General features: G+C 68.4%; 26 protein-coding genes and 1 tRNA gene. 6 read left to right on the top strand and 21 right to left on the bottom strand.

Annotation, left to right across the window (positions count from 1 at the left end):
* Positions 1-70: 70 nt before the first annotated feature.
* From TCCBUS3UF1_RS03645 to TCCBUS3UF1_RS03725, 17 genes are all read right to left on the bottom strand, one after another.
* Positions 71-1,354 (bottom strand): NADH-quinone oxidoreductase subunit N, encoded by a 1,284-nt coding sequence (locus tag TCCBUS3UF1_RS03645; RefSeq protein ID WP_014515150.1) that lies wholly within the window; start codon positions 1,352-1,354, stop codon positions 71-73.
* Positions 1,351-2,760, bottom strand: coding sequence for a NuoM family protein (locus TCCBUS3UF1_RS03650; RefSeq protein WP_014515151.1), 1,410 nt, complete (start codon positions 2,758-2,760; stop codon positions 1,351-1,353). The genes TCCBUS3UF1_RS03645 and TCCBUS3UF1_RS03650 overlap by 4 nt, the downstream gene beginning before the upstream one ends.
* Positions 2,754-4,574, bottom strand: coding sequence for an NADH-quinone oxidoreductase subunit L (nuoL, locus tag TCCBUS3UF1_RS03655; RefSeq protein WP_014515152.1), 1,821 nt, complete (start codon positions 4,572-4,574; stop codon positions 2,754-2,756). The genes TCCBUS3UF1_RS03650 and nuoL overlap by 7 nt, the downstream gene beginning before the upstream one ends.
* 2 nt (positions 4,575-4,576) lie before the next feature.
* The gene (gene nuoK / locus TCCBUS3UF1_RS03660; RefSeq protein ID WP_014515153.1) at positions 4,577-4,864 is read right to left on the bottom strand and encodes an NADH-quinone oxidoreductase subunit NuoK; all 288 of its coding nucleotides are present in this window, start codon (positions 4,862-4,864) and stop codon (positions 4,577-4,579) included.
* Positions 4,861-5,400, bottom strand: coding sequence for an NADH-quinone oxidoreductase subunit J (locus tag TCCBUS3UF1_RS03665; protein ID WP_014515154.1), 540 nt, complete (start codon positions 5,398-5,400; stop codon positions 4,861-4,863). Before TCCBUS3UF1_RS03665 ends, nuoK begins: the two co-directional genes overlap by 4 nt.
* Complete coding sequence (nuoI, locus tag TCCBUS3UF1_RS03670; protein ID WP_014515155.1) at positions 5,397-5,945, bottom strand: NADH-quinone oxidoreductase subunit NuoI; 549 nt, start codon at positions 5,943-5,945, stop codon at positions 5,397-5,399. The genes TCCBUS3UF1_RS03665 and nuoI overlap by 4 nt, the downstream gene beginning before the upstream one ends.
* Complete coding sequence (gene nuoH, locus TCCBUS3UF1_RS03675; RefSeq protein ID WP_014515156.1) at positions 5,942-7,033, bottom strand: NADH-quinone oxidoreductase subunit NuoH; 1,092 nt, start codon at positions 7,031-7,033, stop codon at positions 5,942-5,944. The genes nuoI and nuoH overlap by 4 nt, the downstream gene beginning before the upstream one ends.
* A complete protein-coding gene (gene nuoG, locus TCCBUS3UF1_RS03680) occupies positions 7,030-9,381 on the bottom strand; it encodes an NADH-quinone oxidoreductase subunit NuoG (RefSeq protein WP_014515157.1) in 2,352 nt (783 codons plus the stop codon). The genes nuoH and nuoG overlap by 4 nt, the downstream gene beginning before the upstream one ends.
* A 2-nt stretch (positions 9,382-9,383) precedes the next feature.
* The gene (gene nuoF / locus TCCBUS3UF1_RS03685) at positions 9,384-10,697 is read right to left on the bottom strand and encodes an NADH-quinone oxidoreductase subunit NuoF (RefSeq protein WP_014515158.1); all 1,314 of its coding nucleotides are present in this window, start codon (positions 10,695-10,697) and stop codon (positions 9,384-9,386) included.
* The gene (gene nuoE, locus TCCBUS3UF1_RS03690) at positions 10,694-11,239 is read right to left on the bottom strand and encodes an NADH-quinone oxidoreductase subunit NuoE (RefSeq protein WP_014515159.1); all 546 of its coding nucleotides are present in this window, start codon (positions 11,237-11,239) and stop codon (positions 10,694-10,696) included. Before nuoE ends, nuoF begins: the two co-directional genes overlap by 4 nt.
* A 10-nt stretch (positions 11,240-11,249) precedes the next feature.
* The gene (gene nuoD, locus TCCBUS3UF1_RS03695) at positions 11,250-12,473 is read right to left on the bottom strand and encodes an NADH dehydrogenase (quinone) subunit D (protein ID WP_014515160.1); all 1,224 of its coding nucleotides are present in this window, start codon (positions 12,471-12,473) and stop codon (positions 11,250-11,252) included.
* The gene (locus TCCBUS3UF1_RS03700; RefSeq protein ID WP_014515161.1) at positions 12,470-13,090 is read right to left on the bottom strand and encodes an NADH-quinone oxidoreductase subunit C; all 621 of its coding nucleotides are present in this window, start codon (positions 13,088-13,090) and stop codon (positions 12,470-12,472) included. The genes nuoD and TCCBUS3UF1_RS03700 overlap by 4 nt, the downstream gene beginning before the upstream one ends.
* Before the next feature lie 3 nt (positions 13,091-13,093).
* Positions 13,094-13,639: an NADH-quinone oxidoreductase subunit B family protein gene (locus tag TCCBUS3UF1_RS03705; protein ID WP_014515162.1), complete on the bottom strand. Its 546-nt coding sequence runs from the start codon at positions 13,637-13,639 to the stop codon at positions 13,094-13,096.
* Positions 13,630-13,989 (bottom strand): NADH-quinone oxidoreductase subunit A, encoded by a 360-nt coding sequence (locus TCCBUS3UF1_RS03710; protein WP_014515163.1) that lies wholly within the window; start codon positions 13,987-13,989, stop codon positions 13,630-13,632. The genes TCCBUS3UF1_RS03705 and TCCBUS3UF1_RS03710 overlap by 10 nt, the downstream gene beginning before the upstream one ends.
* Before the next feature lie 166 nt (positions 13,990-14,155).
* The gene (gene rsmA, locus TCCBUS3UF1_RS03715) at positions 14,156-14,974 is read right to left on the bottom strand and encodes a 16S rRNA (adenine(1518)-N(6)/adenine(1519)-N(6))-dimethyltransferase RsmA (RefSeq protein WP_014515165.1); all 819 of its coding nucleotides are present in this window, start codon (positions 14,972-14,974) and stop codon (positions 14,156-14,158) included.
* Entirely contained in the window at positions 14,967-15,713 is a 747-nt protein-coding gene (locus tag TCCBUS3UF1_RS03720) for a metallophosphoesterase (RefSeq protein ID WP_014515166.1), read from the bottom strand. The genes rsmA and TCCBUS3UF1_RS03720 overlap by 8 nt, the downstream gene beginning before the upstream one ends.
* The gene (locus TCCBUS3UF1_RS03725) at positions 15,710-16,351 is read right to left on the bottom strand and encodes a Rad52/Rad22 family DNA repair protein (RefSeq protein WP_014515167.1); all 642 of its coding nucleotides are present in this window, start codon (positions 16,349-16,351) and stop codon (positions 15,710-15,712) included. Before TCCBUS3UF1_RS03725 ends, TCCBUS3UF1_RS03720 begins: the two co-directional genes overlap by 4 nt.
* A 62-nt stretch (positions 16,352-16,413) precedes the next feature.
* Here TCCBUS3UF1_RS03725 and TCCBUS3UF1_RS03730 point away from each other — a divergent pair, with 62 nt between their 5' ends.
* Together TCCBUS3UF1_RS03730 and TCCBUS3UF1_RS03735 are read left to right on the top strand one after the other, a co-directional pair.
* Positions 16,414-16,752, top strand: a complete 339-nt coding sequence (locus TCCBUS3UF1_RS03730; protein ID WP_014515168.1) for a hypothetical protein — start codon at positions 16,414-16,416, stop codon at positions 16,750-16,752.
* 37 nt (positions 16,753-16,789) lie between these two features.
* A tRNA-Ala gene (locus tag TCCBUS3UF1_RS03735) sits at positions 16,790-16,865 on the top strand.
* A gap of 61 nt (positions 16,866-16,926) precedes the next feature.
* Here TCCBUS3UF1_RS03735 and TCCBUS3UF1_RS03740 read toward each other — a convergent pair.
* From TCCBUS3UF1_RS03740 to TCCBUS3UF1_RS03750, 3 genes are read right to left on the bottom strand one after another with little or no spacing between them, the layout of a single operon-like run.
* A complete protein-coding gene (locus tag TCCBUS3UF1_RS03740) occupies positions 16,927-18,810 on the bottom strand; it encodes a hypothetical protein (protein ID WP_014515169.1) in 1,884 nt (627 codons plus the stop codon).
* Between the two features lie 9 nt (positions 18,811-18,819).
* Entirely contained in the window at positions 18,820-19,524 is a 705-nt protein-coding gene (locus TCCBUS3UF1_RS03745; RefSeq protein ID WP_014515170.1) for a WecB/TagA/CpsF family glycosyltransferase, read from the bottom strand.
* A complete protein-coding gene (locus TCCBUS3UF1_RS03750; RefSeq protein WP_041433745.1) occupies positions 19,512-20,225 on the bottom strand; it encodes a 2-phosphosulfolactate phosphatase in 714 nt (237 codons plus the stop codon). The genes TCCBUS3UF1_RS03745 and TCCBUS3UF1_RS03750 overlap by 13 nt, the downstream gene beginning before the upstream one ends.
* 27 nt (positions 20,226-20,252) lie before the next feature.
* Here TCCBUS3UF1_RS03750 and TCCBUS3UF1_RS03755 point away from each other — a divergent pair, with 27 nt between their 5' ends.
* From TCCBUS3UF1_RS03755 to hisH, 4 genes are read left to right on the top strand one after another with little or no spacing between them, the layout of a single operon-like run.
* Positions 20,253-21,191 carry a thiamine-monophosphate kinase gene (locus TCCBUS3UF1_RS03755; RefSeq protein ID WP_014515172.1) on the top strand — a complete coding sequence of 313 codons (939 nt, stop codon included), beginning with the start codon at positions 20,253-20,255 and terminating at the stop codon, positions 21,189-21,191.
* Between the two features lie 13 nt (positions 21,192-21,204).
* The gene (locus tag TCCBUS3UF1_RS03760; RefSeq protein ID WP_014515173.1) at positions 21,205-22,248 is read left to right on the top strand and encodes a histidinol-phosphate transaminase; all 1,044 of its coding nucleotides are present in this window, start codon (positions 21,205-21,207) and stop codon (positions 22,246-22,248) included.
* A complete protein-coding gene (gene hisB, locus TCCBUS3UF1_RS03765) occupies positions 22,241-22,825 on the top strand; it encodes an imidazoleglycerol-phosphate dehydratase HisB (protein ID WP_014515174.1) in 585 nt (194 codons plus the stop codon). Before TCCBUS3UF1_RS03760 ends, hisB begins: the two co-directional genes overlap by 8 nt.
* A gap of 13 nt (positions 22,826-22,838) precedes the next feature.
* Positions 22,839-23,435 carry an imidazole glycerol phosphate synthase subunit HisH gene (hisH, locus tag TCCBUS3UF1_RS03770; RefSeq protein ID WP_014515175.1) on the top strand — a complete coding sequence of 199 codons (597 nt, stop codon included), beginning with the start codon at positions 22,839-22,841 and terminating at the stop codon, positions 23,433-23,435.
* On the opposite strand, the gene TCCBUS3UF1_RS03775 is transcribed toward hisH, so the two are convergent.
* A complete protein-coding gene (locus TCCBUS3UF1_RS03775) occupies positions 23,406-24,326 on the bottom strand; it encodes a carbohydrate kinase family protein (RefSeq protein WP_014515176.1) in 921 nt (306 codons plus the stop codon). The genes hisH and TCCBUS3UF1_RS03775 overlap by 30 nt on opposite strands.
* Positions 24,327-24,403: the final 77 nt, after the last annotated feature.

Genomic DNA, 24,403 nt, shown 5'->3' on the forward strand with positions numbered 1-24,403 from the left:
CTACTCTAGCCCGGTGCCCGGGCAAAGGCAAGGGGGCCTCTTGGGCCCCCTTGACCAGTGGATGCCGAGCCTAGCCTCCCAGGGCGAAGGCGGGGAGGAGGGCCCCCGGGAAAAGGCCCAGGAGGAGGAGGAAGAGGGCTACCAGGAAGGCCACGCCCCGGGCCAGGGGCCGAGGTGCGGTGGCCGCCTCCCCCTTTTGGAAGACGGCCAGGCCCAGGCCCAGGTAGTAGTAAGCGCTCACCGCGCTGGTGAGGAGGGCCAGGACCAGAAGCCCCCACTGCCCGGCCTTGGCCGCCTCGGTGAAGACCAGATACTTCCCCCAGAAGCCGGCCAAAGGCGGCAGGCCCAGGAGGGAGAGGGCGGCCACCAGGAGGGCCAGGCCCAGGAGGGGGTCGCGGTGGAAGAGGCCTCGGAGGCCCTCCAGGGGTATCCGGTCGGGGGAGAGCTCGGAGAGGACGGCGAAGGCGAGCCCGGTGGCCAGGACATAGGTGAGGAGGTAGAAGCCCAAGGCCTGGGCGTTCCCCGTGTAGAGGGCCAGGGCCATGTACCCTGCATGGGCGATGGAGGAGTAGGCCAGAAGCCGCTTGGCCTCCTTCTGGGCCAAAGCCGCCAGGTTGCCCACCAAGACCGAGAGGGCGATGAGAAGGCCCAAGGCCTCAGGGGCCCCTGGGGCGGCCACCCTTAGGAGGGCGGCGAAGGCCGCGGCCTTCACCCCCGTGGCCATGAAGAGGACCACCGGGGTGGGGCTACCCTGGTAGACGTCGGGGGTCCAGAAGTGGAAGGGGGCCAGGGCCACCTTGAAGCCCAGGCCCACCAGGAGGAGGCCTAAGGCCAGGGCGTAGAGGGGGCCCTCCCCAGGGGTGCCGGCCAGGAGGCTGCCCGTGGCCCCGTAGTGGAGGGCGGTGCCATAGAGGAAGAAGGCCGCGGCCAACGCCCCTAGGAGGAAGTACTTGAGGGCGGCCTCCAAGCCTTCCCCCCGCCGCCAGGTGGCTAGGGCATAAAGGGGTAGGGAGAGGGCCTCGAGGGCCACCAGCATCAGGATCAGGTTCTTGGTGGAGGCCAAAAGGTGCATCCCGGTGACGGCGTAGAGCACCAGGAGGTAGAACTCAAACCGCCGGGTGCGCACCAAGCCCACCGTCCAGAGCCCCCCCAGGAGGGCCAGCAGGGTAAAGGCCCGGCTCACCCCGTCCACCTGGTAGGGCCCGAAGGCCTCGGCCCGTCCCCAGGTGGCGAGGAGGGCCAGGACCCCCAGGGAAAGCCCCAGGAGGGTGAGCCGTTTGAAAATCCCAACGGATACAAAGAAACCCAGAAGGGTCAGGACCACGGAAAAGAGGGCCAGGACCAGGAGGGTCATGCGCCACCTCCAAGGAGCTGGGCGAAGGCCTCCGCCAAGGGCCTAAGGCCTTCTAAGAAGAAGCCGGGGAAGACCCCCATGAGGACCAAGGCGGCCACCGCCAGGAAGGCGAAGGGCCATTCCTCCTGGGCCAGGTCCTTTACCCCCTTGTCCCCCCTTTCCCAGAAGACCCTTTGGAAGGCGGTGAGGGCGTAGGCGGCCCCGGCGATCACCGAGAGGAAGGCCAAGGCGGTAAGCCAGGGGCTGGCCTGGTAGGCCCCAAGCAGGGTGAGGAACTCCCCAGGGAAGCCGGAAAGCCCCGGCAGGCCCACCATGGCCAGAAAGAGGAAGAGGGCCAGGGCGGCGAGGCCCGGGGCGCTTTGGGCCAGGCCCCGGTAGCGGCCTATCTCCAGGGTGTGCACCCGCTCGTATAGCCTCCCCGCCAGGAGGAAAAGCCCCCCGGTGTAGATCCCGCTGGCGGCCAGAAGGTAAAGCCCGCCCAAGGCCCCTTCCTCGGTGCCGGAGAAGACCCCCAAGGCCGCCACCCCCATGTGGGAGATCCCCGCATAGGCCAGGAGGGTCTTGAAGTCCTGGGCAGAGAAGGCCACCCAGGCCCCATACAAGGCGCCCAGGGCGGCCAGGAGGAGAAGAAGGCCCTGGAGCTCGGCGAACCCCTCGGGGGCCAGGGGGATGGCGAAGCGGAAGAAGGCGAAAACCCCCACCTTGTACAGGGTGCCCAGGGCGTCCGCCAGGCCGGAGGGGTGGTTCTCCTGGTGGAAGAGGGGCAGCCAGGCGTGGAGGGGGAAGAGGGGGGTCTTGATGGCAAAGGCCAAGGCGAAGCCCAGGAAGACCCAGAAGGCCGCACTCCCCTTCACCGGGTGGGCCAGGAGGTCGGAGAGGAGGAAGGTGGGGCTTCCCCCCAGGACCTTCACCGCCAGGATGGCGGCCAGCATGGGCAAGGAACCGGCCAGGGTGAAGAGGAGGAAGGTGTAAAGGGCCCGCACCCGTCCCGCCCCCCCGTAGAGGAGGAGCATGAGGAGGGCGGGGATCAGGGCCGCCTCAAAGAAGAGGTAGAAGACCACCAGATCCCTGGCGGCGAAAAGCCCCAGGAGGAGGCCCTCCATCAAGAGGGCCAGGCCCAGGAACCGCCCCTCCACCCGGGCCACCAGGGCCCCCAGGAAGACCGTAAGCCCGAGGGTGAGGAAGAAGAGGGCGGAAAGCCCGTCCAGGCCGAAGGCCCAGTAGACCCCTGCCCCGGGCAGAAGGGGGAGTTCCACCCCGTGGGCCACCCCTCCCGGGTGGGTCAGGAAGAGGTAGAGGTTGAGGAGGAAGCCGAGCCCCGCCCCCAGGAGGCCTAAGACCCGGGGCAGGCCCAAAAGGAGCAGGATGCCGAACAGGATGGGTAGGAGGATGGCCAAGACTACCACCGCATCACCCCCAAGAGGACCAGGACGCCTACCACGAAGAGGAGGGCGTAGACCCTAAGGTAGCCGGCTTGCAGCCGGGCCGCTCCTTGTCCTAAGGAGCGCACCCCACCCCCCAGGCCAAAGTAGCCGCGAAGAAGGCCGGCATCCCCATAGAAGAGGGCCTCGGCCAGGGCCTTGAGGGGGTTGACCAGGAGGGCGTTGTAGAGGCGGTCCACATAGAAGCTCTCCCGGCTCCAGGCCTCAAAGGCCTGGTACCAGGCGGGAAGGGCCTTGCGCTGGAAGAAGGTGTAGCCAAGCCAGAGGCCCAGAAGGGCCACGGCCCCCGAGAGGGCGATGAGCCCCCACTCCGCCCCCAAGGAGAGGTGGTGGTGCTCCAGCTCCGCCAGAGCCGGCTTCAGGTAGGGCATGAGGAGGTTGGGCAAGGGATGGGGCAGGGCCAGATACCCCGCCAGCACCGAGCCCAGGGCCAGAAGGTGGTTGGGCCAGAGCATGACGGGCGGGGCCTCGTGGGGGTGGTGGTGGCCCCTTTCCTCACCCAGGAAGACCAGGACGAACCAGCGCATGGCGTACATGGCCGTAAGCACCGCCACCAGAAGGGCCCCCACGTAGAACCCTACCCCCCCAAAGGGGTAGGTGAGGGTGGCGGTGAGGATGGCGTCCTTGGACCAGAAGCCCGAGAGGAGGGGAAGCCCTCCCAGGGCCAAGGCTCCGATGAGGCCGTGCCAGCGGGTCAGGGGCAGGTGCTTCCAAAGCCCGCCCATCTTGCGCACGTCCTGTTCCCCGCCCAGGGCGTGGATCACGCTGCCCGAGGCCAGGAAAAGGAGGGCCTTAAAGAAGGCGTGGGTGAAGACGTGGAAGAGGGCCACCCAGTAGGCCCCCACCCCGGCGGCCAGGAACATGTACCCCAGCTGGCTGATGGTGGAGTAGGCGACAATCTTCTTGATATCGTTCTGCCCAAAGGCGGAAAGGGCCCCGTAAAAGGCGGTGAGGAGGCCGATGACGGCGATGGTATAGGAAACGTCGGGAAGGACGCTGTAGAGGAAGGAGCTTCGGGCCACCAGGTAGACCCCGGCGGTCACCATGGTGGCGGCATGGATGAGGGCGGAAACCGGGGTGGGGCCGGCCATGGCGTCGGGGAGCCAGACCATGAGGGGCACCTGGGCGCTTTTCCCCACCGCCCCCAGGAAGAGGAAGAGGCCGGCCAGGGCCAGGAGGCTGGGGTTCTTCAAGGGCCCTTCCAGGGCCTCCTTGAGCTCGGAGATGGAGAGGGTGCCGTAGAGGGCCCAGAGGATGGCCATGCCCAGCATGAAGCCCAGGTCGCCGATGCGGTTCACGATGAAGGCCTTGCGGGCGCTATCGGCGTACTGGGTGTTCTGGTACCAGAAGCCGATGAGGAGGAAGCTGGCCAGGCCCACCCCTTCCCAGCCGATGAACATCACCGGGTAGCTATCGGCCAGGACCAGGGTGAGCATCATGGCGATGAAGAGGTTGAAGTAGGCGAAGAAGCGGCTGTAGCCGGGATCCCCGTGCATGTAGCCGATGGCGTAGACGTGGATGAGGAAGCCCACCCCGGCCACGATCATGAGCATGAAGCCGGAAAGGTTGTCTAGGAGGAGGCTGAAGGGGATCCCAGGAAGCCATTCCACCTGGAAGCGGGCCCCGCCCTGGAGGAGGAGGCCCACCCCCAGGAGGAAGGAGGCCAGGACCAATCCCGAGGCCAGCACCCCGGGCCAAGGCTCCCGCATCCGCTTGCCGAAAAGGCCCAAGAGGGCGAACCCCAGAAGGGGAAGGAGGATGGTGAGAAGCAAGGCCATGCTTACCCCCTAAGCTCGGAAAGGTCGTCCACCGCGGTGCTTTCCCGGTGGCGGAAGATGGCCACGATGAGGCCGAGCCCCACCGCCACCTCCGCGGCGGCGATGGCGATGACCATGAGGGCGGCCACCTGGCCCTCGAGGCCGTACGCCCGGGCGAAGCCCACCAAGGAGAGGTTGGCCGCGTTCAGCATCAGCTCAATGGAGAGGAAGACCAAAATGGCGGTCCTCCGGGTGAGCACCCCATACACCCCCAGGGCGAAGAGGAGGGCCGAGGCGAAGAGGTAGCTCATCCCACCACCTCCTTCTCCTCCTTGCGCTCCTCGGGGCGCAGGGCGTCCAGGGGCCGGCTGGGCTGGACCAGGGCCACGGCCACCACCGTGGCCGCCATGAGGAGGAAGCCCACCGCCAGGAGGACGAGGAGCCAGTCCCCGTAGAGGAGGGGCCCCAGGGCCTGGGGCAGCCCTCCTCCCAGATCCTTCTGGAAGCTAAGCCCCAGGCCCACCATCCCCGAAAGCAGGAAAAGGCCTACCCCCAGGGCCAGAAGGGCAGCCAGGGGCTTGGAGCGCACCAGGGGATCAAACCCCACCTCCCCCTGGGCGGCGAAGAGGAGCATGATGACAAAGAGGAAGAGGACCACGATGGCCCCGGCGTACACGATGATCTGGATAAAGCCTAAGAAGCGTGCGTCCAGGGCCACGTAGGCCCCGGCCAGGACCAGAAAGTTGGCGATGAGGGCCAAGGCGGCGTGGATGGCGTTGCGCAGAGTCACCACCAGGACCCCGGTGCCGAGGAGGAGGAAGAGGGCCAAGGCTTCCCAAGGGCTCACCGCTTCCCTCCTTCCGTGGGGGCTTGGAAGCCCTCCAGCTCCGGGCGAACGTAGGGCACCACGTAGCCGGGCTTGACCGGCTTTCCGGTCATCTTGGCCTCCCGCCGCTGGGGTTTGGTGCCCTGGATGTCCACCAGCATGTCCTCTTTGCCGTAGATGAGGTCGGAGTACTGGTAATCCGCCATCTCAAAGTCGTACCCCAGGACGATGGCCCCCGTGGGGCAGGCCTCCTCGCAGAGCCCGCAGAAGATGCAGCGGAGCATGTTGATCTCGTAGACCTTGGCGTACCGCTCCCCTGCGGAGACCGGGTTTTCCGGGTCGTTCTCCGCGGGCTCCACGTAGATGGCGTAGGCGGGGCAGGCGGCGGCGCACAAGGAGCAGCCGATGCACTTCTCCAGGCCGTTGGGGTGCCGGGTGAGGACGTGGCGGCCATGGAAGCGGGGCTTGAGGGCCACGGGGGCGTCGGGGTAGGGGACGGTGACGGGCTTGGAGAAAAGGTACTTGAGGGTGATTCCCAGGCTCTGGGCCAGGGCTTTCAGGGTCATGCGCCACCTCCTTTGCGTACGGGCTTGGGGCTATACAAGAGGCCGCCCAGGAGGACCAGGAAGCTCAGGCCGGAGAGGTAGAGGAGGTAGGTCTTGGGCAGGCCCAGGGCCACCACCAAGGCGGTGACCAGGAACCACAGGAGGGCCACCGGGAAGAGGAAGCCCCAGCCAAAGCGCAGGAGCTGATCGTAGCGCAGGCGGAACCAGGTGGCCCGGATCCAGATGAAGAAGAAGAGGAAGAAGGCGATCTTGAGGAACATCCAGAGGTAAGGGACGTTGGCGAAGGGCATGGTCCAGCCGCCCAGGAAGAGGGTGGGGATGAGGGCGCTGGCGGTGATGAAGTGGATGTACTCCGTCATCTGGAAGAGGGCCCACTTGATGGAGCTGTACTCCGTGTGGTACCCCCCCACCAGCTCCTGCTCGGCCTCGGGTAGGTCAAAGGGGGTGCGGGCGGCCTCAGCCAGGGCGGCGATGGTGTAGACCACGAAGGCGGGGAAGGCGTAGAGGAAGAGCCAGCCGTGCTCCGCCTGCCAGTTGACGATATCGTTCAGGTTCAGGCTGCCCACCAGGAGGACCGGGGCGAGGAGGGCGATGCCCAGGCCCAGCTCGTAGGAGATGAGGCTGGCCGAGGAGCGCAAGGAGCCCAGGAGGCTGTACTTGCTCCCCGAGGCCCAGCCCGCCAGGAAGATGCCGTAGATGGCCATCTCGCTCACGGCGAAGAGGTAGAGGAGGCCCAGGTCCAGGTTGACCACCCAGGGCTGGTAGCCGAAGAAGCTTCCCGGGGGGCCGAAGGGGATGGCCCCGAAGGCCAGGAGGGCGAAGACCACGCCCAGGAGGGGGGCCAGGACGAAGAGAACCTTGTCGGCCCGCTCCACCACCAGGTCTTCCTTGAAAATGCTCTTGATGGCGTCGGCGATGGGCTGGAAGAGGCCCCAGGGGCCTACCCGGTTGGGGCCCTGACGGATCTGGAAGCGGGCCAGGAGCCTGCGCTCAATCAGGGTCATGAAGGCGAAGGCGGTGAGGAGGCCCACCACCACCAAAAAGGCCTTCAAGGCCACCATCCAGTAGGGGTCCAGGGGGTAGCTCATGCGTCACCTCCTGTGGGTACCAAGAGGCTGGCCTCCTGGCGCCAGCCTGCCAGGGGGCCCAGGGCCGTGAGGTAGAGGAAGCCCCCAGGCAGGTCCTCCCGCAGGACGACCCGGGCCTCCACGGGGCCCATGGGGGTTTCCACCGCCACCTTGGCCCCTTCCAGGAGGGCCTCCTTCTTGGCGGTCTCCGGATGGGCCCAAAGCTCGGGCGCCACGGCCTGGGCCACCCGGCCCTGGAGCTGCTGCCCCCTCCACATGCTGGGCCTGAGATAGAGACGGCCTTCCTGGGGCTTGGGCCTGAGGGCCTTGCTCCGGTAGGCCAAAAGGCCCATGGGCGGGGGGACCTTTCTCGCCTTCAGTTCCCGCTCCACCTCCAGGGCCAGGCGGAAGGGGGGCTTTACCCCCAAGGCCTGGGCCAGGAGGGCCAGGGCCTGGATGGCCCCTTCCGCCTCTCCGTTCTCCACGGGGGCGGGGTGGAGGGCCAGCACCCGCCCCTCCAGGTTCACCAGGTGGCCCCGGCGCTCGTAGAAGGTGGGGGCGGGAAGGACCACGTGGGCGTAGCGCTCCGCCAGGGGATGGAGGTGGCTGAGGTGCAGGACCACGAAGCGCTTTCCCCTAAGGGCCCCTTCCGGGGGTACGTAGCCGTAGTAGGCGTAGGGGGCTCCGGCCTCGTCCCAGGCGGCCCCCTTCTCCCCGGGCCAGACCCCCATGGCCTCGAGGCCCCGGGCGTTGGCCGCCGGGGTCATGGCCAGGACCTTGGCCCCCTTGCGCTCGGCGAGGAGACGGGCCCTTTCCGCGGCCACCGCGTCCTGCAACACGCCGGCCCCCAGGATGAGGACGGGCCGCTCCGCCCGCTCCCAGGCCTCCTTGGCCCGCCGGATGGCCTCGCTCCCCTCCTTCTCCCCCAAAAGGGCCAGGAGGATCTCCCGCTCCTCCCCGGGGGCGTGGACCCCGTGAAGGGCAGCCCAGCGCATCAGGGGGGCGCGGTAGGGGGCAAAGAGGGCCATCTTGTCGGTGCGCCGGGGCATCCTCTCCTTGATGGAAAGGTCGGCGAAGGGCGTGCCGTGGGCGTAGCGGTGGGGGGGCTTCAGGTCGCGCACGAACTCGGAAAGGCGCAGGTGGAGGAGGGGGGCTTCCTCCGTGGGGTCCCCCAGGACCAGGGCGAAGTCGGCCCGCAGGAGGTCCTCCAGGGTGGCGGGAGGGAAGAGGCTTGCCGGGGCGGCGGTGCGGCCCTCAAAGTCCAGGTGGGGGGTGGAGAGCGCCTTGGCCAGCTCCGCGGCCATCAGGCCCTCCTCCAGGGTGGCGTCGTGGGCCAGGTAGATCCCCACCTCCTCCTTGCGGGCCCCCCGCAGGCCCGCCTGCAAGGCGGCGAAGGCCTCCTCCCAGGTGGCCTCCACCAGCCGCTCCCCCCGCCGCACCAGGGGGGTCTTGAGCCGCCCTTGGTCCGCCCACTCGTGGCCGAAGCGGCCCGCATCGCAAAGCCAGATCTCGTTGACCTCGGGCACCTCGCGGGCCCGGACCCGGAGGAGCTCCCCGCTCCTGGTGTCCGCGGTGATCCCGCACCCCACGGGGCAGAGGGCGCAGTGGGTGGGGGTTTCCTCCATCTCCCAGTTGCGGGCGCGGAAGCGGGCGGTGAGGTCCAGAAGGGCCCCCACGGGGCAGATATCCGTGATGTTCCCCGAGAAGCCCGAGGGGAGGCCAAAGTCCATGGTGCCGATGAAGGTATGCACCCCCCGTTCAATGAAGTCCAGGACCTCATCCCCTGGAACTTCTTCAAAGTAGCGCACGCACCGCTTGCAGTGGATGCATCGCTCCCGGTCCAGCACCACGAAGGGGGAGAGGGGGTGGTGCTTGTCCACGTGGCGGCGGGTGAACTCAAAGCGGGTGTAGACGGGAAGCTCCAGGGGCTCCTTCTGGTAGTACTTCTCGTAAAGCCCGTACTCCACCGTACGGTCCTGGAGCTCGCAAGCCCCACCCTTATCGCAGGTGGGGCAGTCCAGGGGGTGGTTGAGGAGGGTGAACTCCACCATCCCCGCCTGGGCCTCCCGCACCACCTCCGAAAGGGTGTCCACCACCATCCCCTCGGCCACGGCGGTGACGCAGCTCGCCGCCAGCTTGGGCTGCCAGGCGATCTCCGGCTCCCCCTCTGGGGTCAGGAGGGGTTTCCCGTCCGGCCCCCGCTTGGGGAGGCCGATGCGCACCAGGCACATGCGGCAGGCCCCGATGGGGGAGAGGTGCTTTTCCGAGCAGAAGAGGGGCACGTCGTACCCCGCGTGGAAGACGGCGTCCATCACGCTGGTCCCCGGGGGTACCTCCACGATGCGGTCGTTGACCTTGACCCTGACCACCTTCACCTCCAGAGGCTCGGCCTGGGCACGGGCCGCTTCTCCCGTGCCAGGGCCAGGTACTGGTCCTTGAAGTGCTTCAGCGAGCCCTTCACCGGCCACACCGCCGCGTCCGCCAAGGGGCAGAAACTCCGGCCCTCGATGAGGGGGAGGAGGGCTTCCAGGTTCTCCACGTCCTTTTCCTCCCCTTGGCCGGTGCCGATCTTGGCGAAGAGGTTCACCATGAACCCGGCCACCCCCTCGCGGCAGGGCGTGCACTTGCCGCAGGACTCGTGGGCGTAGAAGCGGGTTACGTTCCACATGGCGTCCACCATGCTCACCCGCTCGGGGATCAGGATTACCCCTCCCGTGCCCAGCATGGAGCCCTTGGCCTGCAGGTGCTCGTAGCTCATGGGGGTGTCCAGCACCTCGTCCGTGAAGGGCAAGGGCGGGGTGGAGGACCCCCCGGGGATGAGGGCCTGGATGGGCTCCAGGGGCCCGCCTGCCCATTCATAGATCAGCTCCCGCAGGGTGGTGCCCATGGGGAGCTCGTAGACCCCAGGGCGCCGCACCGGCCCAGAGATCTGGTAGAGCTTCATGCCCTTGGACTGCTCCGTGCCCATGCTGGCGAACCAGTCGGCCCCCCGTTCCAGGATGGGCACCACCGCGGCCAGGGTCTCCACGTTGTTGATGGTGGTGGGTTTGCCCCAGAGGCCCGACTGGGCGGGGAAGGGGGGTTTCAGGCGGGGGTTGGCCCGGAGGCCCTCCAGGGAGTTCATGAGGGCGGTTTCCTCCCCGCAGATGTAGGCCCCGGCCCCGCGGTGCACGTGGAGCTCAAAGGAGAACCCGGTGCCGAAGAGGTTCTTCCCCAGGTACCCCCTCTCCCGCGCCTCGCGGATGGCGGCCTCCAGGCGGTCCGCCGCCCTCCGGTACTCCCCGCGGATGTAGACGTAGCCCACGGTGGCCCGGATGGCGTACCCCGCCAGGATCATCCCCTCGATGAGGAGGTGGGGCACGTCCTCCAGGATGTAGCGGTCCTTGAAGCTCCCGGGCTCGGACTCGTCGGCGTTGCAGATGAGGTAGTGCTGCTGCCCATCCTTGGGCATGAAGCCCCACTTCACCCCCGTGGGGAAGCCCGCCCCGCCCCGGCCCCGTAGCCCTGAGCGCTTCACCTCCTCAATGACCTCTTCCGGGGTCTTCTCCTTTAGGACCCGTTTGGCGGTCTCGTACCCCCCGTGCCGCAGGTAGTAGTCCAGGGTCCAGCTTCCCTCCTGGCCCACGTGGGCGTAGAGGGTTCGCGTGAAGCGAGGGTCTTTTCCGGAAACGATGGGCCCCGTCATACCTCCACCTCGTGCACGTGGTGGCCGCACCGACCCGGGAGGGGGATCTCCTCGGGCCGCTTGCCGGCCTTGAGGCCTTCCAGGAGGGCTTCCAGCCTGGCCCGGGTCACGCACTCCACGTAGGGCTCGTCGTTCACCTGGACCACGGGGGCGGTATGGCAAGACCCCAGGCACTCCACCTTCTGCACGCTGAAAAGCCCGTCCGGGGTGACCTCCCCCGGGCCGATGCCCAGGCGTTCGGTGAGGTAGTCCCAAAGCTCGTCCGCCCCGGCCAGCTTGCAGCTCAAGGTGGCGCAGACCTGTAGGTGGTACTTGCCCGTGGGCACGAACTGGTAGTAGGAGTAGAAGCTCGCCACCCCCATGACCTCCGTGGGGGTGGTGCCCACCAGGGCCGCAATCTCCTCTATCCGGTCGGGGCGGATCCAGCCCTCTTCCTGCTGTACCCGCCGGAGAAGGGGCATGATGGCGGCCCGCCGGCCCTCAGGCGGGTACTTGGCGAAGGTTTCCTCCAGGAAGTCCTGCTTGTCGTCAAAAAACCCCATCTCTCCTCCCTTAGCGGTCCACGTCCCCCATGACGGGGTCCAGGCTGGCGATGATGGCCACCATGTCCGGCACCTGTTCCCCCTTGCAGGCGTAGGGCAGGCTTTGCAGGTTGACGAAGCTGGGGGCGCGCACCTTCACCCGGTAGGGCATGCTCCCACCGTCGGAAACGATGTAGTAGCCCAGCTCTCCCCGGGCCGACTCCGTGGGCACGTACACCTCTCCCTTGGGGGGGTGGAAGCCTTCCGTGTAGTGCTTGAAGTGGTAGATGACCGCCTCCATGGAGGTTTCCAGGAGGTGGCGGGGGGGCGGGGTGATCTGGGGGTTGGGATCGCGGATGGGCCCGGGCTCCAAGCGCTCCAGGGCCTGCCGGATGATCTTTACCGATTCCCGCATCTCCCGGATGCGGACCATCATCCGGTCAAACACGTCCCCGTGTTCCCCCAGGGGCACGTCAAAGGTGTAGGTCTCGTACCCCGCGTAGGGGTACGCCTTGCGCACGTCGTAGTTCACCCCGCTGGCCCGCAAGGAGCCCCCGGTGAGGCCTAGACCGATGGCCACCTCCGGGGGGATCACCCCCACGCCCCGGGCCCTTTCGTAGAAGATGGGGCTTTCGGCGAAGAGGGCCTCGTACTCGTCGATGCGGTGGGGCATGACCTCCAGGAACTTTTTCAGCTCGGGAACGAACTCCTCGGGCAGGTCCTCCTTGACCCCGCCGATGCGGATGTAGTTGTGGTGGAAGCGCTGCCCCGTCACCCACTCAAAGAGGTCCAGGATGGCCTCCCGTTCGCGGAAGGCGTAGAAGAAGGGGGTAAGGGCCCCCAGGTCCAAAAGCCCCGTCCCCAGGAAGACCAGGTGGCTGGCCAGGCGGGAGAGCTCGTTGAGGAGGATGCGGATGGTCTGGGCCCTTTCCGGCACCACGGCCCCCACCAGCTTTTCCACCGCCAAGGCGTAGGCCAGGTCGTGGGCGAAGGAATGGAGGTAGTCCATCCGGGGCGTATACGTGATCACCTGCGTATACGTCCGGTTCTCCATGTTCTTCTCAAAGCCGGTGTGGAGGTAGCCGATGTGGGGGACCAGGTCCAGCACTTCCTCCCCCGACAGGGTTACCACCACCCGCAAGACCCCGTGGGTGGAAGGGTGCTGGGGGCCCACGTTCAGGGTCATGACCTCGGTGCGGAGTTCTTTGGGCTCCTCCAGGGTTTCCACCGGGTCCAGGTCCAGGTAGTCCTTCATCTCCCCTCCTTGGCCTTGGTGAGGTCGGCCCAAAGGGCCCTATACCCTTTGCGGCTCCCGCCCCTGTACAGGGTGAGGCCGGGGCTTTTCCCGGTGATGGCGGCGCGGAACTCGCTGGGGACGATGAAGCGCCCTTCGCGGAAAAGGGTGGGGGTTTCCCCCAGGGGGAAGTCCTTGCGCAAGGGGTGGCCCTCGAGGTCCTCCGGGGTCAGGATCTTCCGCAGGTCCGGGTGTCCCTCAAAGAGGATGCCGAACATGTCGTAAACCTCCCGTTCCAGGAAGTTGGCGCTACCCCAGAGGTCCGTGACCGTGGGGAGCCTGGGATCCCCTTCGGGCACGTAGACCCGGACGAAGAAGCGGCTTCCATCCCCATCCTTCCACCCCGGAAGGGAGACCAGCTCGTAGACCACGGCGAAACGCTCGGGGCGGGGATCGGGGTACTCCAGGTAGTCCAGGCCCACGATGTCCGCCAGATAGTTAAAGCCCGCCTCCTTGTAGCGGGCCATCTCCTCCTTGAAGCGCTCCCGGGGCAGGACCACCCAGAGGTTGCCGAGGCCGTTGTCCTCCAGGGCGTAGCCCTTGGCCCGGGCTTCCTGCAAAACGCGTTCCAGCCGCACGCCTCACCCCCTTGCCCGCTGCCAGGCGGCCACGGGCGGAAGCTTCCGCCCCCCTTCGTCGTAGGCCTGGCCCCGCACCTTCTTTTGCAGCTGCATCACCGCGTAGATCAGGGCCTCGGGGCGGGGCGGGCAGCCTGGGACGTAGACGTCCACCGGCACCACCGAGTCCACGTTCTGCACGATGGCGTAGTTGTTGAACATCCCCCCGGAGCTGGCGCAGGCCCCCATGGAGATCACCCACTTGGGGTCGGGCATCTGTTCCCAGACCCGGCGCATCACCGGGGCCATTTTCTTGGAAAGCCGGCCCGCCACGATCATCACGTCGGCCTGGCGCGGGCTTGCCCGGAAGACCTCCGAGCCAAAGCGGGATAGGTCGTTGCGGGCATCGGTGGAGGCCATCATCTCAATGGCGCAGCAGGCCAGGCCGAAAGTGGCGGGCCAGAGGGAGTTGGACCGCCCCCAGGCCACCAGCTTTTCCAGGGTGGTGAAGAGAATCCCCTCCCGCTCCAGCTCCTGTACGTCCCGCTCAAAGAGGTCCTTCAGTGCCACCGCATCACCCCCTTCCACCACTCGTAGAGGAAGCCCACAAAGAGGAGGAGGGTGAAGGCCAAGACCCCTAGGAAGCCATAGAGCCCAAGCCCCCCGGCGCTCACTGCGTAGGGCCAGAGGAAGGCCACCTCCACGTCAAAGAGGATGAAGAGCATGGCCACCACGTAGAAGTGGACGGGAAAGCGCTTCACCTCTCCGGCGGGGTCGTTGCCCGACTCGTAGGGCATCAGCTTGGCCTTGCCGGGCTTTTTGGGGCCCAAAAGGGCCCCCACCACCAAGGCGGCCACCCCGATGAAGAGGGCCACCCCCAGATAGATCAGGACGTTTACATACTCCGCGATCGGCGCCAAGGTCCCCTCCTTTCGTGCATCCCTTCACGAGGTGGGGGCCCAGCACCCCTGGAACCCCACCCCATTTCCCGCCCATCTTACCACCCCCTTTCCGGGACAAATGGGTTGGGCTACACCGGGAGAGGGGCTTTTTGGTGTAGTGACCTTCCTTATCGCCCAGGAAAAGCTACACTTTGGTGTATAAAATGTCCCGCAGGCGGCGGAAGCCCTCGAGGCTCACCTCCTCCGCGCGCACCTTTTCCGAAAGCCCCAAGAGGGCCAGGCCCTCCTCCACCTTCCCCTTGGGGTAGCCGCCCGCCAGGAGGGCGTTTTTCAGGGTCTTGCGCCGCTGGCGGAAGGCGGCGGCGATCAGCCCGAAGAGTTGGGGATCGTCGGGGACCCCTTGGGGGGTGAGGCGCACCAAGCTGCTATAGACCTTGGGCGGAGGGAAGAAAGCTCCAGGGGGGAGGTCCAAGAGCTTTTCCGCCCGGGCGTGGTGGGCCACCCGCAGGGTGAGGAGGCCGTACTGGGGGGTGCCGGGCCGGGCCACCATGCGCTCGGCCACCTCCTTCTGCACCAGGAAGACCAGGCGGGCGAAGCGCCCCGTGAGGAGAAGACGGGTGATGAGGGCGGTGGCGATGTGGTAAGGGAGGTTGGCCACCAGAAGGCTCCCCGGGGGCACCTCCTCCCAGGGGAAGCGGAGGGCATCCCCGAAGACCAGGCGGACGGGAAGGCCTTCTAGGGTTTCTTCCAATACGGGTTTGAGGCGCAGGTCCTTCTCTATGGCCGTGACCTCGGCCCCCGCCTGGGCCAGGGCCCGGGTGAGGACCCCTAGGCCCGGACCCACCTCGTAGACGGGGCCGCTAAGGGGTTGGGCGGCCTCCACGATGCGCCGGAGGTAGGCCTCGGAGACCAAGAAGTTTTGCCCAAAGCGCTTGTCGGCGAAGAGGCCGTGGCGCAGGAGGAGTTCCCGCACCGCTTGGGGAGAGGTGAGGCGTTCAGGCATGGGGCAGGCGTTTCACCCGGAGGAGGAGGGGTTCTTCCTCGGGGAAGAGTTCCAGGTACTCCCCCAGGTCCAGGGCGTCGATGAGGGCGAAGCGTTCCTTGAGGAGGATGCCCTCCCGCATGGGCACGTGGCCGTAGACCCCGAAGCGGTAGCCCATCCGCTCCACGTAGTCTGGGGTGCGGAACCACCAGGTCTTGGGCTCGGACTGGGCGTAGAAGAGGGCATCGTACTCCTGGAGCCAGGGCACAGGGCCCACGTGGGCAAAGTGGACCCCGTTTAGGAGAAGTTCCCGGGGGAAGCCCTCCATCCAGGCCTTGAGGCCGTGGGGGAGGGCTTTGCCCCCGTATTCGGGGTGGAACTCCAGGTGCTTGAGGTGCCGGTTGCCAAGAAGGGGTTCCCCCTTCAGGGCCGCCTCGTCGTGGTTGCCCAGGAGGATGGTGAGGTGGCCTTCCGATGCCTCTTGGAGGGCTTTCAGGCGAAAGAGCTCCCGGATCTGCGCCCCCGCGGCCAGGCGCAGGTGGTTGGGGTCCTGGGGGTCAAAGGGGGTGAGGCCCGTGAGGCGCTCGTAATCCCTTTGCGTCTTGGGGTGGACCAGGTCTCCCAAGAGGACGAGGCGGGTGCGGCCCGAGCGCAGTTCTTCCGTGGGCTGCAACAGGGGGTCCGCCAGGCCCTCGAGGCGGAGAAGGCGCCAAAGGGCAGGAAAGTTCCCGTGCAGGTCCCCAACGGCAACGACCCTCATCCCTTCAGAAGGGACCGGAGCTCCCCGTAGAGGCGCTTGGTTTCCTCAGGGGTCTTGCCATACCCCCCGTACTTGGTCACGATCCTGGCGGCCTCCCGGCCCAGCCCTTTTTCCTTCAGGCGCTCTAGGAGCTGGTCAATGAGCCGGTAGGCTTCGGGCTTTTCCTCTTCCTCCGCCTCCTCGGGGGTGGCGGCCTCGGGGAGCCTCGGGGGGGTGAAGCGGCCCTTTTCCGGATCGTAGTCCACCCACTGCTTCTCCAGGCGGTAGAGGTAGCGCCCCACCCCGAACTTGACCGCGGCCCGCTTGAGGGCGTCGGAGAAGGCGGCCTTGAGGGAGTCCCCCTCGCCCACGTCCTCCTTGGTGACCCCCAAGACGGTGAGGCGGCACTTCACCTCGCAAAGGCGCTCCCGCCTTTCCCCCCGCTCATCCCTTAGGGTGCGTTCCTCGTCGGCCAGCACCTCGTAGCTGTCCTGCCACCCTTCTGGGCCCACCGCCCGGTCCAGGCGGTCCAAAACGGTGCGGGCATCCACGTAAGGTACCACCAGGGCCCGCTTTCTATCCTTGGAAAGGGCCTCAATGCGCCACTGCACCTCCCCGGGAGGGAAGGGCTCGGCCAGCTTCCGCCAGGCTTCGTCCACGCCCTAAGTGTACTTGAGGGGACTCTCACCGCCCAGGGCTTTCCCGGCCTTAGGCTTAGGGTATGCGGAGCCTCATCCTGGTTTTGCCCCTTCTGGTTTCGGCCTGGGCCCTGGAGGTACGCCTTTCCGCCACCTTGGCCTTTGACCTCTTTCCCCAGGGGGTGGTGGTGGAGCGGGTGGCGGAGCCCCGGGGGATGGTGGTGGTCTACAACTTCTCCCGGGCCGAGGCCGTCTTTCGCCACCACGACGAGGACCTGCGCCGCCGCGGTTGGGTGCGGGTGAAGTATGAGGTGAAGAAAGGGGAGTGGAAGGCGGAGTACCGCAAGGGCAAGGCCAAGGCCACCCTTTCCGTAAAGGACAAGAAGGGGCGGGTGGAGGTGCGCCTTAAGGAAGGGGACTAGACAAGGGCCAGCCCCCTTGCTACCCTATAGGGCGCATGGGGCCGTGGCGCAGCTGGGAGCGCGCCTGAATCGCACTCAGGAGGTCACGGGTTCGAGTCCCGTCGGCTCCACCAAAAGGAGGCTGCCCCCGGAGTATGGGCTCCGGGGGCTACGCCTTTTGCCCCCGCCCAAGACCTACTGGGAAAGGAGCCAGTCCACCAGGGCATTCACCACGTCGCTTTCCGCCAAGAGTTCGGGGGAGTCCAGGACCGCCCGGAAAAAGGCCCGCACCATCTCGGGGCTGGGGTTCTGGAGAAGCTCTTGCACGCTTTTGCCCGCATAAGGCCCCCGGGGTAGGGGGGTGGTGAAGCGGGTAGCGCTGGCCAAGGGGGCCGCCTCCCGCAGGGCGGCCAAGGTGCGCTCCAGAAGGATCTGGTCCCCCTCATCCCCCAGGGCCTCCTTGGGGGAGAGGAGGAGCTGGCCGGAGAGGTCGCGCACCTCGAGGCCCAAGGCATAGAGCCGGCGGGCCAGGCTTTCTGGGCCCACCTCCAGGGAAACCTGCAGGCGGGCCTTGCCGTAGTCCACCTCGAGGGTGTACCGCCCGGGCTCGGGAAGGATCACGGCGGGGGCGGTTTCCCGGAGGGCGGCGGTGAGGGGCGGAAAGCCCAGGGGCTTTTCTTCCTCCTTGAGGACCTGGCCTTCCCGGAGGAGGAGGGTCCGCAAACGGCCCCGCTCCAGGTAAGGGCTTCCCTCCAGGAACACCTCGGGGAAGACCGCCTCCCCGGCGCGGAAGGGCCGGGCTTCCAGGTCCCCGGGGATGAGGGTGAGCCTTTCCAGGCGGAGGCGCACCTCTCCCCCGAGGCGCTTCAAGGCCCTGGCGGCGGCGGGGGCGGCGGGGTGGGTGGGGTGGCTTTCTAGGAAAGCCCGGTAGAGCTCCTGGGCGGCCAGCCCAGCCCGCTCGGCCAGGTAGGCGCGGAAGAAGAGGGTGAGGGGTTCTTTCCTCTCCTCCAGGTCCTTCAGGGCCTCTGGGAAATCCTCCCCCTCGTCCAGGCGCAAGGCCCGGTCGTAGGCGGCCTTGGCCCCCAGGTAGTCCCCGTAAATGGCCCGGAAAAGCCCCAGGTTGTAGTAGGCGGTGGCGTTGGGGTTCAGGGCCACCGCCCGCTCGGAGGCCAGGAGGGCCCGCGGCAGGTCCCCGGTGAGGTAGTAGGCCCAGCCCAGGTTGGTCCAGTAGAGCCAGTAGTCCGGGCGGAGGGCCAGGGCCTTGAGGAGGGCCTCCCGGGCCTCCTGGCCCTGGCCCTCGGCAAAGGCGGCGAAGCTCACCTCCTCCCAGGCCAGGGGCAGCTCGGGGAAGGCTTGGGCCAGCTTCCGGGCCGAGGCCTTCCAGCCCTCGTCCTCTAGGGCCCGCAGCAGGAGGTGCCCGGCGGTGCGCTCCAAGACATCCCCCTGGAGGAGGGCCTTGGCCCGCCCCAGGGCCTCCTCCCGCTTCCCCTCGGAAAGGAGGCGGAAGGCCTCGTAGGCGGGGGGAAGCTGGCCCTGCCACAGGCGGAGAAGCCGCTTGGGCAAGAGGCCTTCCAGGAGCCCGGCCCCCCGCCCTTCCCGCAGGTCCAGGGCCGATCGGTGCAGGGGGTCGGGGTCTTGGCCTTCCGCCAGGGCCCTAAGCCGGGCCTCAGGCAGGGTGGGGGAGGGGAGAGGGGTAAAGCGCGGGGCCAGCCCTTGCCCTTGCAGCCAGAGCCAGCCCAGCTCCGGGGTGGGGAAAAGCCCCCCCCTTACGCCCTTCCCGTCGGCCAGGAAGAGCCTAAGCCCCCGGGGTTCCTGCTGCCCCAAAAGGACCCAGTCCGCCCCCGTGGCCGCCTGGGCCAGCCGGGCCCCCGCCGCGGTGTAGAGCCCCCCTGTGAAGTCGTAGCTGTTCCGCCAGGGCAGGTCGGGGAGGAGGAGGGAAAGCAGGGTGGGGGGAGGGGCCTTGAGCCCCTGGGCGAAGGCCTGGGCCAGGCGGAAGCCCTCGGGTCCCGCAAAGGGGAGGACCAGGCCCTGGGCCAGGCTGGACCCCAGGAGGAGGAGAAGGGCCAGGGTGCGCCTCATGGGCGCATTCTAGCGCTTTTCCCTAAGGACCATGTAAGCGAAGCGGAAAAGCCGGGGGGCCCGCCGCCAGCGCTTGGGGTCCAGGCCCACCCGCAACAGCCATTCCACGCCCAGCCGCTGGGCCCAAAGGGGGGGGCGCTGGACCTCCCCGGCCAGCACGTCCAGGGTACCCCCCACCCCCATGGCCACCTTGGCCCCTAGGTGGGCCTTGTGCCGGTGGATGAAGGCTTCCTGCCTTTCCCCCATGCCCACCAGGAGGAGGTCGGGAGCTAGGCGGCGTACCGCCTCCACCACCGGCTCCTCCTCGCTAAAGTAGCCGTGGTGGAAGCCTACCACCTCGGCTCCCAGGCGCCTGGCCTCCGCCGCGGCCCGTTCCGCCACCCCGGGCCTGCCCCCCAGGAGGTAGACCCTAAGGCCCGGAAAGCGGTGGAAAAGGGCCAGGGTGAGGTCCACCCCCGTGACCCGTTCCCGCAGCTCCACTCCCAGAAGCCTGCGCGCCGCCCACAGGATCCCCACCCCGTCGGGGGTGACCAGCTCGGCCTCCCCTATGGCCCGCCTCAGGGCCTGGTCCTCCTGGGCGCGGACGGCGATCTCGGGGTTCAGGGTCACCACCTGGTGGGTGCCCTGCCCCTCTAGAAAGCCCCCGATGCGCCGGAGGGCTTCCTCCATGTCCACGGGGTCCAGGGGAAGCCCTAAGAGGGTTAAGCGTTCCATGGGATGAACCTCTGGGCGTAGCGGTCCTGGCTCAGGCCGAAGGCCTCCTTGGGGAAGAAGCGCACCCCCGCCAGCCTGGGCACCACGGGGTCCACCCCGATGAGGCTGGCCCAGGCCAGCTCCTCGGTCCGCCCCTGCCGGTGTAGGGCCTGGCCCTCGAGGCTCTGGAAGAGGGCCTCCTGGGGATCAGGGAAGGCCCGGAGGAGGGCGGTGGCCAAGGAGGTGGGGGCCTTGGGGCAGAGCTTTTTCTGCAGGAATCCTGCCGCCACCACCGCCGAGAGGAGGGGTTCTGGGGCCCCGGCGGGGCGGAGGGTGGGCTGGCTTCCCTGGAATAAATCCATAACTGCCTTGGCGTTGCGGAAGCCGGCCAGGTAGACCTCCTCCTCGCCGGGAAGGAGGCTTTGGTTGAGGAGGGGGGCTACCAGCACGGCCCTTTTCCCCGCCACTTGCGTCCCTTCCAGGTCCAGAAGGGAGGGGCGTCCGTGAAAACCCTCCAGGGGAAACCCCTCAGCTTCCCCCAGGAGGAGGGTGTCCGGGCCCAGCTCCCCCGCCAGGAGCCGGGCCACCTTGGGCCCGGGAACGGTCCAGACCTCCGTTGCCCCTCGGGCCAGGAGGAAGCTGAGAACGCTTCCCGCGGGCAGGACCTCCACCAGGATCAGGGGGCCTTGGGCCGGTGTCAGGCACAGGTCAACCCGGCACACCCTGCCATGATACCCTAGCCTAGGCGTATGCGGCTGAAAGACCTGGGGGAGCGCGGGCTTTTGGCTAGGCTGGCCCCCCTGGGCTACCCCGAGGATGCCCCCTTGCCCCCTGGGGACGACGCCGGCGGGGTGTGGGTGGGGGAGGAGGCCTGGCTCCTCAAGACCGATGGCTTCCTCTACCGGGAGGTGGCCCTGGACGGCATGGGGCCCTTCGCCGTGGGCTGGCGGGGGGTGGCGGCCACGGCCTCGGACCTCCTGGCCAAGATGGCCCGGCCCTTGGGCTTCACCCTAGGGCTTTTCCTGCCTCCGGATCTGGAGGAGGCCTTCGCCCTGGAGTTGGTGCAGGGGGCGGCGGAGGCCGCCCGGCGCCTGGGGGCTCCCCTCCTCGGGGGGGACACCAACGCCGCCTCCGAGGTGGCCCTGACCGTTTCCGGCTTTGCCCGGACCAGGACCCCCTTGCCGCGGAGGGCCCTGCCTGGGGACCTCCTCTACCTGGCGGGGGACCGCTGGGGGCGGGTGGGGGCGGCCATCCGGGCCCACTACCAGGGGCGGAGCCTCGAGGCCTTCCCCGCCATCCGCCAGGCGGCCTTTTACCCCCTGCCCCGGCTGGAGCTTTTGGCCCTGGCGGGCTCCTTGCGGGGGAGCCTGGACTCCTCCGATGGCTTGGCGGAAACCCTCTGGCAGCTTTCCGAACTCGGGGTGCGGGTGGACCTGGAGGCCCTGCCCCTCCTTCCCGATGTCCTGGCCTTTGCCGGGAGCGAGGCGGCGGCCTTGGAGCTGGTGCTTTACGGGGGGGAGGAGTTTGAGGCGGTCCTGGTGGTGCCGCCCGAAGGGGAGGCCCAGCTCCTGGCCCAGGCGAAGGCGGTGGGCCTGCCCCTTTTCCGCGCCGGCCGGGTGGGGGAGGGGAGGGGGGTCTACCTCCGGGGGGAGCCCGTGCCCCGGCGGGGGTACGAGCGCTTCCGTTAGGTATACTCCTCCCATGCGGGCCTTTAAGGCGCACCTCCGGGGCCTTTCCCCCTACCCCTACCGCAAGGTGGAGGCCCCGGTGAAGCTGGACCAGAACGAAAGCCCCCTGGACCTGCCCGCGGCCCTCAAGGAGGAGGCCCTTAGCCGCCTGGCCCGCCTCCCCTGGAACCGTTACCCGGAGATCCACGCCGAGTCCCTGCGCCGGCGGTTGGCCGCCCAGGTGGGGTGGCCAGAGGAGGGCGTGGTGCTGGCCCCGGGGTCCAACCTCCTCATCCTGGCCCTCAGCCTGGCCGCGGAGGAGGTCTTGGACCTTTCCCCCTCCTTCCCCCACTACGCCCACGCGGCCCAGGTGGCGGGGACCCCCTACCGGGCGGTGCCCCTTGGGGAGGGGTTCGCTTTGGACCTGGAGGCCCTCCTCCAGGCCTTCTCCGGCGGGGTTCTTTTCCTTCCCAACCCCCACGCCCCCACGGGGGCCCTCTTCCCCCAGGCGGCCCTGGAGGCCTTGGCGGCCCGGGCCCGGGAGGTGGGGGGGCTTCTGGTGGTGGACGAGGCCTACCGGGAGTTCGCTGGGACCGACTTTAGCCCTTTGGGGCGGGAAAACCCCCATGTGGCCTTCCTGCGCACCTTTTCCAAGGCCTTTTCCTTGGGGGGGATCCGCGCCGGGTACCTCCTCGCCGCCCCTGAGGTGGCCCGCGTGGTGCGGGAGGTCCTGCCGCCCTTTGTCCTTCCCGCCCACACCGGGGTTATCCTGGAGGTGGTCTTGGAAAACCCCGCCTACGTCCAGGAGGTGGTGGAGGGGGTGCGGCGGGAACGGGAGCGGGCCTACCAAAGCCTCCTTTCCCACCCCACCTGGCGCCCCTATCCGAGCCACACCAACTTCCTCCTGGTGCGCACCCCGGATGCGGCCGAGGCCCACCGCCACCTCTTAGCCCAGGGCATCCTGGTGCGGCGGCAGGACCACCTCCCGGGGCTTCGGGGCTGCCTCCGGGTTACCGTGGGGGGCAAGGAGGAGATGGACGCCTTCCTGCGGGCGGCCTTTGAGGTAGCCTATGCGTGAGGCTTCCGTGGAGCGGGCCACGGCGGAGACCTGGGTGCGGGTGCGCCTGGGCCTGGACGGGCCCGTGGGGGGGAAGGTGGGCACGGGCCTGGCCTTCCTGGACCACATGCTCCTCCAGCTCCAGCGCCACGGCCGCTTCCTCCTGGAGGTGGAGGCCAAGGGGGACCTGGAGGTGGACGTGCACCACCTGGTGGAGGACGTGGGCATCGCCCTGGGCATGGCCCTCAAGGAGGCCCTGGGGGAGGGGGTGGGCCTCGAGCGCTACGCCGAGGCCTACGCCCCCATGGACGAAACCCTGGTCCTCTGCGTCTTGGACCTTTCGGGAAGGCCCCACCTGGCCTACCACCCCGAGGACTGGCCCGTGGTGGGGGCGGCAGGGGGGGTGAACCACTACCACCTGCGGGAGTTCCTCCGCGGCCTGGTGAACCATGGCCGCCTTACCCTGCACCTCCGCCTCCTGGCGGGCCGGGAGGCCCACCACGTGCTGGAGGCCAGCTTCAAGGCCCTGGCCCGGGCCCTCCACCGGGCCACCCGCCTCACCGGGGAGGGGGTGCCCAGCACCAAGGGCCTCCTTTAGGCAAAATGGGGGCATGAGGGCCCTCCTCATGGACTACGGCTCGGGGAACCTGCGCAGCGCGGCCAAGGCCCTCGAGGCCGCGGGCTTCGCCGTGGCGGTCTCCCGGGACCCCAAGGCCCACCCCGAGGCCGACCTCCTGGTCCTGCCCGGGCAGGGGCATTTCGGCCAGGTGATGGCGGCTTTCCGGGAAAGCGGCTTCGTGGAGCGGGTGCTTTTCCACCTGGAGCGGGGGCGGCCCTTTTTGGGCATCTGCGTGGGCATGCAGGTCCTGTACCAGGAAAGCGAGGAGGCCCCTGGGGTGGGGGGTCTTGGCCTGGTGGAGGGCCGGGTGCGCCGCTTTCCCCGGGGCCGCGTGCCCCAGATGGGTTGGAACCGGGTGGCCTTCGGGGGCCTTTTTGCCGAGCTTTCTGGCCGCCACTTCTACTTCGCCAACTCCTACTACGCCCCTCCCACCCCCCAGGCCCTGGGCACCGGGACGTACGAGGGTACCCCCTTCACCGCCCTCCTGGCCCGGGAGAACCTGCTTGCGCCCCAGTTCCACCCGGAAAAAAGCGGACAGGCGGGCCTGGCCTTCCTGGGGCTAGCGCGCCGCTACTTCCAGGTCCTCTAGCCTCAGGAGCCGCCCTTGGGCCCCGATGGCGGTGGCCGCCAAAGCCCCGGCCAGGTTGGCGAGCCGCCCCGCCTCCAAGGGGCTTTTCCCCGAGAGGATGGCGTGGGCGAAGGCGGCGGTGTAGGCGTCCCCCGCCCCGGTGGAGTCCACGATGTCCTCAATGGGGAAGGGCTCCAGGAGCTCCTCCCCTTGGGGGGTGACCACGATGGACCCCATGGCCCCCACCTTGATGGCCAGGTGGGAGAAGCCCTCCTGCCGCAGGCGGGCCACCCCCTCGGAGAGGGAGGCGGCCCCGGTGAGGGCCAGGAGCTCCGTCTGGTTCATGAGGAGCCAGGCCACCCCCCGCAGGTACTTGAGGAGTTCCTGCCCCGCCGCCCGTACAGCCCCGGTGCCCAGGTCGGCGAAGATGGGCATCTCCCGCTTCCTGGCCGCTTCCAGGACCTCCACGGCGTAGCTGCGGCTTGGCCCTCCCACCAGGGCATAGGCGGAGAGGACCACGGCGTCTGCCTGGTCCAGGTAGCGGGGTTTGAAAAGGGCCGGGTCCAGGTAGCGGCTGGCCCCTTCGGCGCTCACCATGGCCCGCTCCCCCCCGGGCACCACCAGGATGAGCACCGAGCTGGTGGTGTGGTCGGGGTCCTCCTGCAGGTGGCGGAGGTCCACCCCCGCCTCCTGGACCCGGGAAAGGGCCAGTTCGGCCAAGGGGTCCTGCCCCACCCGGCCCGCCAGGTAGACCCGGTGGCCCAGGCTGGCCAGCTGGGCCGCCAGGGTCCCCCCGGCCCCCCCGGGCTTCATCAGGGCCCGCCTCGAGGGGATCTCCTCCCCGGGTTCGGGAATGCGCTCCACAAAGAAAAGCAGGTCCACGGAAACATCGCCCAGCACAAAAAACCGCATCTTGCCTCCTTCCGCCAAGGCGTCAGGGTTTGCCCTCACTATAGCGCAAGGGCCCCGTTGCTTTGGCGGGAGTATAC

The organism is Thermus sp. CCB_US3_UF1, from assembly GCF_000236585.1.
Lineage (GTDB): Bacteria > Deinococcota > Deinococci > Deinococcales > Thermaceae > Thermus.

What these genes read in the sequence shown, in the direction of transcription:
- TCCBUS3UF1_RS03775 (WP_014515176.1), bottom strand. Translation starts at nt 24,326, where the DNA reads ATGCGGTTTTTTGTGCTGGGCGATGTTTCCGTGGACCTGCTTTTCTTT.
- hisB (WP_014515174.1), top strand. Translation starts at nt 22,241, where the DNA reads ATGCGTGAGGCTTCCGTGGAGCGGGCCACGGCGGAGACCTGGGTGCGG.
- nuoL (WP_014515152.1), bottom strand. Translation starts at nt 4,574, where the DNA reads ATGGCCTTGCTTCTCACCATCCTCCTTCCCCTTCTGGGGTTCGCCCTC.
- nuoI (WP_014515155.1), bottom strand. Translation starts at nt 5,945, where the DNA reads ATGACCCTGAAAGCCCTGGCCCAGAGCCTGGGAATCACCCTCAAGTAC.
- TCCBUS3UF1_RS03645 (WP_014515150.1), bottom strand. Translation starts at nt 1,354, where the DNA reads ATGACCCTCCTGGTCCTGGCCCTCTTTTCCGTGGTCCTGACCCTTCTG.
- TCCBUS3UF1_RS03745 (WP_014515170.1), bottom strand. Translation starts at nt 19,524, where the DNA reads ATGGAACGCTTAACCCTCTTAGGGCTTCCCCTGGACCCCGTGGACATG.
- TCCBUS3UF1_RS03740 (WP_014515169.1), bottom strand. Translation starts at nt 18,810, where the DNA reads ATGAGGCGCACCCTGGCCCTTCTCCTCCTCCTGGGGTCCAGCCTGGCC.
- TCCBUS3UF1_RS03760 (WP_014515173.1), top strand. Translation starts at nt 21,205, where the DNA reads ATGCGGGCCTTTAAGGCGCACCTCCGGGGCCTTTCCCCCTACCCCTAC.
- hisH (WP_014515175.1), top strand. Translation starts at nt 22,839, where the DNA reads ATGAGGGCCCTCCTCATGGACTACGGCTCGGGGAACCTGCGCAGCGCG.
- nuoD (WP_014515160.1), bottom strand. Translation starts at nt 12,473, where the DNA reads ATGAAGGACTACCTGGACCTGGACCCGGTGGAAACCCTGGAGGAGCCC.
- TCCBUS3UF1_RS03730 (WP_014515168.1), top strand. Translation starts at nt 16,414, where the DNA reads ATGCGGAGCCTCATCCTGGTTTTGCCCCTTCTGGTTTCGGCCTGGGCC.
- nuoF (WP_014515158.1), bottom strand. Translation starts at nt 10,697, where the DNA reads ATGACGGGGCCCATCGTTTCCGGAAAAGACCCTCGCTTCACGCGAACC.
- nuoK (WP_014515153.1), bottom strand. Translation starts at nt 4,864, where the DNA reads ATGAGCTACCTCTTCGCCTCGGCCCTCCTCTTCGCCCTGGGGGTGTAT.
- nuoH (WP_014515156.1), bottom strand. Translation starts at nt 7,033, where the DNA reads ATGAGCTACCCCCTGGACCCCTACTGGATGGTGGCCTTGAAGGCCTTT.
- TCCBUS3UF1_RS03755 (WP_014515172.1), top strand. Translation starts at nt 20,253, where the DNA reads ATGCGGCTGAAAGACCTGGGGGAGCGCGGGCTTTTGGCTAGGCTGGCC.
- TCCBUS3UF1_RS03720 (WP_014515166.1), bottom strand. Translation starts at nt 15,713, where the DNA reads ATGAGGGTCGTTGCCGTTGGGGACCTGCACGGGAACTTTCCTGCCCTT.
- nuoE (WP_014515159.1), bottom strand. Translation starts at nt 11,239, where the DNA reads ATGGGGTTTTTTGACGACAAGCAGGACTTCCTGGAGGAAACCTTCGCC.
- rsmA (WP_014515165.1), bottom strand. Translation starts at nt 14,974, where the DNA reads ATGCCTGAACGCCTCACCTCTCCCCAAGCGGTGCGGGAACTCCTCCTG.